Source organism: bacterium, from assembly GCA_019695335.1.
In the GTDB taxonomy this organism is placed as follows: domain Bacteria; phylum CLD3; class CLD3; order SB21; family SB21; genus JABWBZ01.
The window spans coordinates 1-9,007 of record JAIBAF010000096.1; the positions used below are offsets into that span (position 1 = coordinate 1).

The 9,007-nt window shown below is 47.1% G+C and carries 13 protein-coding genes; all 13 read right to left on the reverse strand.

Features of this window, described 5'->3' with window-relative positions:
* Window positions 1-524, reverse strand: a 524-nt coding sequence (locus K1X84_15930) for a phosphoribosylanthranilate isomerase (protein MBX7153117.1), incomplete at its 3' end; no start/stop codon positions are given.
* A 13-nt stretch (window positions 525-537) separates the two neighbouring features.
* Entirely contained in the window at window positions 538-1,950 is a 1,413-nt protein-coding gene (locus K1X84_15935) for a hypothetical protein (protein ID MBX7153118.1), read from the reverse strand.
* A gap of 15 nt (window positions 1,951-1,965) precedes the next feature.
* A complete protein-coding gene (locus tag K1X84_15940) occupies window positions 1,966-3,048 on the reverse strand; it encodes a calcium/sodium antiporter (GenBank protein MBX7153119.1) in 1,083 nt (360 codons plus the stop codon).
* 85 nt (window positions 3,049-3,133) lie between these two features.
* Window positions 3,134-3,598, reverse strand: coding sequence for a DinB family protein (locus tag K1X84_15945; protein ID MBX7153120.1), 465 nt, complete (start codon window positions 3,596-3,598; stop codon window positions 3,134-3,136).
* A 30-nt stretch (window positions 3,599-3,628) separates the two neighbouring features.
* Complete coding sequence (locus tag K1X84_15950) at window positions 3,629-3,997, reverse strand: glyoxalase/bleomycin resistance/extradiol dioxygenase family protein (GenBank protein MBX7153121.1); 369 nt, start codon at window positions 3,995-3,997, stop codon at window positions 3,629-3,631.
* Between the two features lie 25 nt (window positions 3,998-4,022).
* Window positions 4,023-4,412: a hypothetical protein gene (locus K1X84_15955; protein MBX7153122.1), complete on the reverse strand. Its 390-nt coding sequence runs from the start codon at window positions 4,410-4,412 to the stop codon at window positions 4,023-4,025.
* Between the two features lie 23 nt (window positions 4,413-4,435).
* Window positions 4,436-4,879: a hypothetical protein gene (locus K1X84_15960; protein ID MBX7153123.1), complete on the reverse strand. Its 444-nt coding sequence runs from the start codon at window positions 4,877-4,879 to the stop codon at window positions 4,436-4,438.
* Between the two features lie 52 nt (window positions 4,880-4,931).
* The gene (locus tag K1X84_15965) at window positions 4,932-5,813 is read right to left on the reverse strand and encodes a PhzF family phenazine biosynthesis protein (protein ID MBX7153124.1); all 882 of its coding nucleotides are present in this window, start codon (window positions 5,811-5,813) and stop codon (window positions 4,932-4,934) included.
* A gap of 38 nt (window positions 5,814-5,851) precedes the next feature.
* The gene (locus tag K1X84_15970) at window positions 5,852-6,298 is read right to left on the reverse strand and encodes a PaaI family thioesterase (GenBank protein ID MBX7153125.1); all 447 of its coding nucleotides are present in this window, start codon (window positions 6,296-6,298) and stop codon (window positions 5,852-5,854) included.
* A 27-nt stretch (window positions 6,299-6,325) separates the two neighbouring features.
* Window positions 6,326-6,697, reverse strand: a complete 372-nt coding sequence (locus K1X84_15975) for a DUF1801 domain-containing protein (protein MBX7153126.1) — start codon at window positions 6,695-6,697, stop codon at window positions 6,326-6,328.
* 32 nt (window positions 6,698-6,729) lie between these two features.
* The gene (locus tag K1X84_15980; protein MBX7153127.1) at window positions 6,730-7,137 is read right to left on the reverse strand and encodes a DUF2007 domain-containing protein; all 408 of its coding nucleotides are present in this window, start codon (window positions 7,135-7,137) and stop codon (window positions 6,730-6,732) included.
* The gene (locus K1X84_15985) at window positions 7,134-7,373 is read right to left on the reverse strand and encodes a DUF1059 domain-containing protein (GenBank protein ID MBX7153128.1); all 240 of its coding nucleotides are present in this window, start codon (window positions 7,371-7,373) and stop codon (window positions 7,134-7,136) included. The genes K1X84_15980 and K1X84_15985 overlap by 4 nt, the downstream gene beginning before the upstream one ends.
* A gap of 760 nt (window positions 7,374-8,133) precedes the next feature.
* Window positions 8,134-8,862, reverse strand: coding sequence for an MOSC domain-containing protein (locus tag K1X84_15990; protein ID MBX7153129.1), 729 nt, complete (start codon window positions 8,860-8,862; stop codon window positions 8,134-8,136).
* Window positions 8,863-9,007: the final 145 nt, after the last annotated feature.

Consider the following 9,007-nt stretch of genomic DNA (forward strand, 5'->3'; position numbering starts at 1 on the left):
TTCAGTCCTCCGGCGAGGAACATCGGTATCGTCAGTCGTTCGCGGATCGTGCGGCTGATGCGCCAGTCATGCCGTCGTCCGGTGCCGCCGAGTTCTTTCACCGCCAGATTCTGATTGCCGCTGTCGAGTAAAATCGCGTCGACGAACGCCGCCGCGGCAACCGCTTCATCAATGGCATCGTCGCCATTGACATGCACCACTTGAACAAGCTTGATGCCCGGGAGCGCCTTCCGCACTTCCTGATACGATCCCTTATCGATCCGGTCGCAAATTTGAATGGTGCTCGTCCGCAGAATACGTTGTTGCTGAATTATATCCGCAGAAGTTTGTTGGCTTGTCAGCAAAAATGTTGCGATGGGCGGAGGAACCGCTGCGGCAATCTCTGCAATGCGTTCATCCGGGATCACGCCCGGGCCGCTCGGCATGGACGAAACCAATCCCAACGCTGACGCGCCGGCACGAATGGCCGATCGGGCCTCGTCGAGACTGCTGATACAACAAATTTTAATGCGGGGCGTTGAAATAGCTTCCAAGGTATTATGGTTTCGTTGTGTCTTTTGCTGATAATTCTTTGATGATTTTAAGATACCCTTTATGCTGACGCAAGGGATCAAAATTGGTATCCGATTCAAGCCGACCCAAATCGGCGAAGCCGAATTTAATCGCCTTTTCCAATAATTTAATCGATGAACTGGTTTCACCCGCCCGTGCTTGGGCACTTGCTAAAAAGTAATAAACCATGAAATCATCAGGAAACATTTTGATGGCGAGGTTAAAGCAACCAATGGCTCGTTTCAGAGCATCGTATTTTAAATATTCCCGGCCCCTGGATTTACTCAGGCGGCTGACATAGTTTAAACAACGATAAGCCGCTTGGGACTCCAATACGTTTTTGGATTTGAGACGCGACTGCCAATCGCGGCTTTCGGCCATTATTTTGTTAAAATCGGGATCAGTGTTTTCATTAAAATTCACTTCATTCCACGAAATCAGTAACTTGTCAAAAGAGTTTTGGAATTCCACTTCTTTGACGCGAAGAAAAGCAATTTTTTCAAGCCATTTCGCATAATCTTTAGTTTTTTTCAGGCTGTCCGACAGAGTTGACAACGATGCGACATCCATATAACCTTTAAAATCTTCGCTCATCCATTCGGCGTGTATCGCGGCATCGTAAACGCGGTGATTCAACAACAACGTATCGAGGACGCGGCGGCGGTCTTGAAAAATTTTTCCAATCCATACCGTATCTTTTACACGAATACTGTCGTGGATTCCCTGGAGTTCCATCCATTCAATGCCGCGCTCAAAATCCGCCGGAGGAGCCCATTGGTGATAACCGTCGAAGTAGACGATCCTGTGTACTAATTTCTTTTGCTCCAGAATTTCACCGACAAAAGTCATTTCACTGTGATTATAATCCAATGTTCCAGTCAACCCGTAGTAATATCGGAAGGGAATTGATTGAGGCAATTCATGCGATGCGCTGAAGCCCGCGCCATTACCAATGATTCCTGTTACCTGGTTAGAATAAAGAATGCCAAGCTCGGAAGCTGTGCGTGAGCCTCCGGAAAATCCGGTTGCGTAAACTCTGCGGGGATCGATGCGAAATCGTTTATGCGTATCTTTCCAAACGGCATGAATTGCGTCAAGACAAACCTGCCACGGTCCGTTCTGTGAATTCCACGAACATACCATTATCCACCCGTACGTTTCCATGATTTCAGAATACCACTGCAGGGGCAACAGCGCATCCGTTTCAGGTTTGAAACAATAAATAATAGGCCATTCTTTCGACGAATCATAGTAGGAAGGAAGATACAGCGAATAGCTTTGAGAAGAATCGGCCGAACAGAAAACCCGTTCAGTAATTTTCCCGTTTGGAAACGATTGGGAATACAGAACTCCGGTTCCACAGCCACTCAACCACAAAATTAAAATTAATCGGTTCATTTCACGAATATTTTATTATGATTTTGAATTTTTCCGGAAAGCCCGAAAAGTTAATATAGCAAGCGTCAATACCGTAATGGGCAAAACGAACTCTATCATGATCGCGCTGAATCGAGGTAACGCATCATGATCCGTGGCGTCAAAAATCAGGAAAAGGGTGTACGCGATGTAATAGGCCAGAAATACCAACCCTTCCCAGCGGGCGATAAGATTGCCCGTAAAAAAAATCGGCAGACACGCGATGGCAACGGCGATCATGACGATGATGTCAAAGCTGATGGCTGAAGGCGCAACGTTGATCGCTTGCGGCGCCACAATAGCCGAAAGCCCCAATACGGCGAGAATGTTAAAAATATTGCTGCCGACGACATTGCCGACGGCGATATCGCGTTCGCCGCGGATCGCCGCAATGATCGAGGTAGCCACTTCCGGCAGCGATGTACCGGCTGCAATAATGGTAAGCCCGATGATCAGTTCGCTCACGCCGAATAATTTGGCAATAGACACGGCGCCATTGACTAACCAGTCCGATCCGACGACGAGTAAGGCAAGGCCGGCGATCACCATTCCGATTTGAATCCACAATGCGTTCGCTTTAGGTTTTTCGGAAAATTCTTTGGCATATTCGGCCTGGATTTCTTTGTTTTCTTTTTTGCTTTGGCGAATGAGAAAAATCGTATAGAAAATAATACCTGAAAATAAAATCAAACCTTCCCAGCGCTGGATCAATCCGTCGGAAGCAAAAATATACATCAAAAAAGAAGCGCCGATCATCAGCGGAACGTCTAATTTAATTAATTGCTGTTGAACAATTAAAGGCGTAATCGCCGCCGAAATTCCCAGGATAAAAAGTATATTAAAAATATTACTGCCGACGACGTTGCCTACGGCGATGTCGGTCTGTCCATCGTTTGCTGATTGTACGCTGACCGCCATTTCAGGCGCGCTCGTTCCGAAAGCCACTACCGTCAGGCCGATGACCAACGGCGATAGGCCGAGCGCCGCCGCTATGCGCGATGCGCCTTTGACCAGTATTTCCGCACCGGCCACGAGAAAGACCAAACCAACCAAAAATAAAATCAGCGTAAGCACATCCATAAAACTCCGATTAAATGTTTCAAAAAATAAAACGTCCGCCTAATGTAAGACGGACGATTCAAAAAATGAAGTAAAAACGGAACGTTCAGCGAACGCCCCATTCCCATATACCGTAAGCAATTTTTTTGTCGACGGGATGGCCGGCCTGTTTCAACGTCAACATAATCTGTCCGCGATGATGCGATTCGTGCGAAATCAGATAACCGAGAAACGCCGCCGCATGCGGTTTGAATCCTTTGATTTTACCCGATTCCGATGCGGATTCGAGCAGAGCGGCAATCGTTTTCCCTGAAGCTTCGAGAGATTGTTTGAGCCATTTTTTATCCGCCGCTTTTTCTTTTTCAATTTTAGTCAAACCTTTGAGCAATTCCGGAGCCGAGGCATTCAGCCACATCAGGCGGACATTATGCAGATGGGCAAACTGTTCGGCCACGCTGCGGCCTTTCGATGCGGATACATCGTTTAAGGCATCGTTATGTACGGATTCCAGTAAATAAATATTGATCCGGTTATGGATCTCCCACGTTTCGATCAAATGCGATGAAGACATATTATTATGTTTCGTATTAATGGATAATTGTTAAGAGACGATATCTTCTACAATAAAAATGATGTTATCATTGAGGTCACGAAATCCGAACTCATGCGTCTGCCACGGGGTATTTGCTTTGAATGCGTCGGGAGTGACGGTGCCGCGTTGAACCAATTCGTCGAATAACGGTTTAATATTTTTTACAAAAATTCTGACGACCGAACCGCCCAGCAGCGGATCGCTCTCTGTGTTGGCATGCCATTGCAAATGGAGCCAGATATTGTCTCTGGTAATCACGGCATACATCGAATCGGAGAAATAGACTTCGAATCCCGCTTTTTCGTGATACCACGCAACGTCTCTCGCCGTGTTCTGCGAGGGAAAGACGGGCGCAAGGCCGACAAATTCTGTTTTCATAAAATCCGTTTTTTATGAGTGCACGTTAATTACATCGTTTTATTTCAATGTCATTTGCTTTCGTAAACTGTTCCGGTATGGGATAGCCGAAAATAGTCGTGTCATAATCAACGATCTCGTTTAATGTTAAATTGTTTTCATTGATAATGTAAGTATAAGACCGGTCATCCACCTGAACTAATCCGCCTGTAATGGTGAGTGATTCTGAATCGTAACAATTTCCTGACGGTGTCGGTGAATAATAGACGCCTGAACTGTCTTCATCAATGACAATAAAAGTATGATCGCCGTTTTGATTGAAAAACGATGACAGCCATGCTTCTTCCAGACGGACTTTGGTGCCGTTATCTTCGCAGGAAACAAAAAAGAATATCCATGCGAAGACAAAGAAAAATTTTAGGCCAGGCGATTTCAATGATTGTCTATCGTTAGATTAAATTAATACGGATCGTCCGAATCAATCTCCACATCAAATTGTCCGTTGGTAACGATCATCGTGTCGGTCACAATATCAGAATTCACCAAACGTCCGGAGAAATTGCCGCGGACGTGCCGTTCATCGATCTTTTGGATCGTCACGCTGCCGCCGCCGTCATACGACACATACCGGTGATCGCCCGAATCAAACGCAACCTCGCTTCCGCCGTCCAACGTGTCTTCGCTATGCATCGTGAATGAATCGGGTTCGCTCACCGGCGAGATCAGAATGCGGAGCATCAACGAATCCCTATTCGCGGTGAGCACAAGCAAGGATCCGTTGTAAGCGGAATACGTTGACTCCGAAGAAAAATGATACGTTCCGAACGTGCCGCGAATAAAATTATTATCGGAATCCGTACAACCGAACAAAAATGTTCCTGCAATAAAGATCGCATATTTCATAGTCTTGTAATTTCCTCTGGCGAAATAAAAAAACCAACAAGTAGTTTTGGCATCATAACAATTTACCTTCCATAATTGGAATCACCGATCCGCCGACAGCGATACGTGAATAATGCCCGGATTTATGAGCTTTCACCATGACCAGCGAAGGGCGTCCCAGCGCGTGGCCTTGTTCGATGCGAAGATACAAATCAGGATCCGGGAAAAAATTATAATGTAACAGATAAGCGGCGAGAAACGCGGCGCCGTTACCCGTTGCCGGGTCTTCGCGGACTCCGTTGGCTTCAAAGAAAAATCTGGCCGATAAATTATTTTCCGGGTCGCGCGTTTGATTGCAAAAAAGATAGATCAACGGCGGGAAACCCCGGCCGGCAAGCCCGGCATATAACGGTAGATCAAGGGTACTTCGATATAAAGCATCGATACTGCGAAGCGGTACGATCATGGCTGACGTTCCGGCCGACATCTTGCAAACCGGCGCTTTCGCGTCGATATCTTCCGCAGAAAGATGCAACGCTGCCGCCATGGATTCCGCCGGGCAGGTTTCGCCGATGGTGATGGAAGGCGCTTCGAACCACACTTCATTTTGTTTTTCATTGGAGCCGCCGGTCACGTGAACGGGGCCGATGGAAAGGTTGAGCGTCACTGTATCAGACAGACTTTGCGCAACATGGCGGCGAATTACCCATGCAGTTCCCAGGATCGCATGTCCGGCAAATGCAACTTCACGGGCAGGTGTGAACATTTTGACGAAGTAACCGCCGTTATCTTCCGGGTCAGGCCGAACAAAAGTTGTCTCTGAAAAATTAATTTCGGATGCAATCGCCTGCATCGTGTCATCGGACAAAACTTTGGCGCAAATCACCACCGCTAAGGGATTCCCTGAATACCGCTGCCTTGCAAATACATCGACAAAGTGTATTATAGTTTCCATTTTTTCCGATGTTAGAAATTTTTCGAATTGAAAGTTATTTAAGCGTCTTTTTTATTGATTAATTCGATCAGCGTGGATTGCGAAACGGCGCAGAGTTTTTTTTCACCGTTTTTCATGACAAAAATATCCGACCGGCAGATCGTCAGCGTTTTGCCGTATTTCAGCACATGGGATTGTCCGATGAGCAGTTCGCCGTCCGCCGGTGCGATCAGATTCAATTTATATTCGACTGTCAGGATCGAGGACGAATGGTCCATGAGCGAATAGGCGGCATAACCGGCGGCGTTATCGGCGATCGTCCCGACGATGCCGGCATGAAAAAAACCGTGCTGCTGAGTGATATTCACATCATAGGGAACATGAATTTCACAAGAACCCGCTTCGATAGCGATCAGCCGCGCATTGATAAAGTTCATAAATTTCTGCCGTCCGAAACTTTCGACAATCCGGCGTTTAAAATCGGGATCTTTGGGAGTGAAATTCATAAGTCTTCAAATTCTTTGGTTAAAAAATTACATCCATCGGGCGCCGTTTTCTCTGACGTCCCGGACGCGATGTACGGCAATTTTGCGGATCAGCGTTTTCGGAAGCGGACGGTCGTAGGGCAGTTGCAGGGAGTCTTTGCCGGTAGTGAATGCGGATAATTCATCCTTGAACGGCTTCAGAGAAGCTTGTGTCGGTATGAAGTTAATATGCGATTTGTAAGCAGGATAAGCAAAAAGAATTCGTTCCTCTTCGAAAACAGGGTTACCCCATTTCAGCGATTCTTTTGCTTTCGGCGCGATTTTTTTCAGGAGTGCGCGCAGCTCTCGTAACATTTTTTGCGCTTCTTTCGGCGCATTCGCGATATACTCATCAACGGTAGTTGGTCTGGTTTTGGGCATAGAAATAGTGGTTAAATTAATAAATGTTGACCTTAGAATTCTTTTCCACAGTCAAGGCAGCGAAACCGGATTGGCGTAGATGGACGTAAAAACAATGCGAATAATACAGCATTGATCCAGTGATAGACAGCGTTCATCCCTGTCAATCGGTTTATGTTCTTTGATTGGCATTTTGGACAAACTTCATTCTGATATTCGTGCGTTGTAGAGTTCGACGGTATACCGAGTATGTCTCGTGCTCGTGGAATGTCTTTTTCAAAAATTTGCAGCCGGATCCCTTCATTCATATAATTCCGGCGCGTCATTATGTACGATACTTCATCAGCTAAAAAACACGGAATGCCTTCTACCCGCAATTTCTCTGCAACAATATTTGCTTCCATCACATCGGTAAATGACGTCAGCGTGACGATGGCATCTTCTTGATCTTTTTTCTTCACTTTTGCTCCGGCAACCCGTCAAATTCACGTTTCTTGCCGTCGAACCAGGCTTTCATGGCCGAGGCGTCTTGCATAAGATGGCGCATGGCGTTCATGGCTTTGAGATGGGCTTCGTCATTTTTTTGGAACATTTCCATGCCGTGTTTTTTACTCATTTCGGCTATTTCTTCAAAAGTATTGGCGTGAAACTCCAGATCGCACGCTCCACCGAGTTGTCGACACGTCATGGTTTTCATAAAGCCTTTCCGGTTGTTCTTGATTGATGATATGGTTTTGTGCTACGAAATAATATTACGCGAACTCTCTTCCAAAATCAAATTAAATATAACGTTACTCAACTATAATCATGCCTGCGTGAAGCTTACACACGGCTGACTCAAGCATAATCACGTCTGCGTGAAGGAGTGCGAACCGGATCGGGCTTTGGGGAGTGGTTGATTGGTGATGGAGTGGGTTGGTTTAGGCTTGTGCGATGATGGAGGCAATAGGAATCCCGGTTGTCATTTTCACGACGATGTTCGAAGTGACGTCCAAGAATTATTTTGACGGGTCTGGATTCCCCCGACGTGTCGGGGGAATGACATTCCCTTTTTTACACGTATTCCATCCGGCCTCGATAAAACGCCGGAATGAAGACGAGTTCGCGACATCATACTGCGGAAAATGTGGAACAGATGATCCTTTTTCGAATGTTAAAATACTTGGAACTATTTTCCGCTCCAAGCAGCGAACCCGGATTCAGGCGTTTTGTCGCAGCCGCAGCGCTTTTCTTTGCAACTTTCTTTTGGCGCGCTGCCAAAAGAAAGTGGATTGCTCTGGATTCCCGTTTTCACGGGAATGACACTCCCTTTTTTCGCATGTATTCATCCGGCCTCCGATAAAACGCCGGAACGAAGACGGGTTGGCGCGCTGCCAAAAGAAAGTGGATTGTTCTGGATTCCCCCCGACTCCCGACATGTCGGAACGGAGATGGTAATTCATTTTGCCATTCAAATTTCAAACGATCAGGTTTACCGGGTCACCGGCGCTGATCCGGCCGGTGCGCACGACCGTTCCGTAGACGCCGGCATTATTGCCGTTCAGGCGGACGGCGGTTTTCATGAAGCGGGGATCCTGTTCGGCCGTATCGGGATCGAGATTGATCATCACGCAACGCAGGTCGCGCTTGGTCAAACTGATCACCGGTCCTGTCTCTTCATGGCCGATGACCAATCTTTGGCCTACCCAGTTATCTTCCAGAAAAGGTTCGTTCGATTCGGTCGCCAGTACGATATTGGCGCGGAATCGTCGCGTATCAGCGTGCAATCCGGCTTCACGGCCAATGGCCGCTATCGTAGCCAGATTGATCACCGACACACTCGCGTCGTCAAAAATTCCGTGCCGAAGCCTCATCAATTCGACCGGGCTTCCGAATCTCGAAGCGATGCTGTTTTGCAGTTCCGGGCTGGCGATCGGGTAGACCGTGCCTTCCGGTGTGCGCACTTCGGCGGGTAAAGGTTCATCCGCACTTTCATCGAGCCCGAGCGGCGTGTACAAAATAAGTTCGGGAAGTTTGCTTGCCGTTAGCCACGGAAAATCGCTAGTATCATGGAGGCGACGGAATGCAAAACGGCGGTCTCCCTGCAACCCATCCCAGCCGAGAAATGCGGAAGCCGCAGGAACGCCTGCCATCGATTTCACAGGATAGCGTACCAATTCGTGAATATGCCCGAGAGGCTTGATCATAAGTTTGAATTAAATAATGTGTGGATGGAATCCGGAATAAAAATAGTACGTTCGAAGATGTGAAACAAATAAAAAAATTGCATTCGATTTCCAACCCCACCCTGTGTCCCTCCCCTCGAAGGGGAGGGCGCTAGCTTTTCATTTT

Bases quoted from the DNA above. Each gene is read 5' to 3' on its own strand.
- K1X84_15935 (MBX7153118.1), bottom strand. From the start codon at position 1,950: ATGAACCGATTAATTTTAATTTTGTGGTTGAGTGGCTGTGGAACCGGA.
- K1X84_15940 (MBX7153119.1), bottom strand. From the start codon at position 3,048: ATGGATGTGCTTACGCTGATTTTATTTTTGGTTGGTTTGGTCTTTCTC.
- K1X84_15945 (MBX7153120.1), bottom strand. From the start codon at position 3,598: ATGTCTTCATCGCATTTGATCGAAACGTGGGAGATCCATAACCGGATC.
- K1X84_15950 (MBX7153121.1), bottom strand. From the start codon at position 3,997: ATGAAAACAGAATTTGTCGGCCTTGCGCCCGTCTTTCCCTCGCAGAAC.
- K1X84_15960 (MBX7153123.1), bottom strand. From the start codon at position 4,879: ATGAAATATGCGATCTTTATTGCAGGAACATTTTTGTTCGGTTGTACG.
- K1X84_15965 (MBX7153124.1), bottom strand. From the start codon at position 5,813: ATGGAAACTATAATACACTTTGTCGATGTATTTGCAAGGCAGCGGTAT.
- K1X84_15970 (MBX7153125.1), bottom strand. From the start codon at position 6,298: ATGAATTTCACTCCCAAAGATCCCGATTTTAAACGCCGGATTGTCGAA.
- K1X84_15975 (MBX7153126.1), bottom strand. From the start codon at position 6,697: ATGCCCAAAACCAGACCAACTACCGTTGATGAGTATATCGCGAATGCG.
- K1X84_15985 (MBX7153128.1), bottom strand. From the start codon at position 7,373: ATGAAAACCATGACGTGTCGACAACTCGGTGGAGCGTGCGATCTGGAG.
- K1X84_15990 (MBX7153129.1), bottom strand. From the start codon at position 8,862: ATGATCAAGCCTCTCGGGCATATTCACGAATTGGTACGCTATCCTGTG.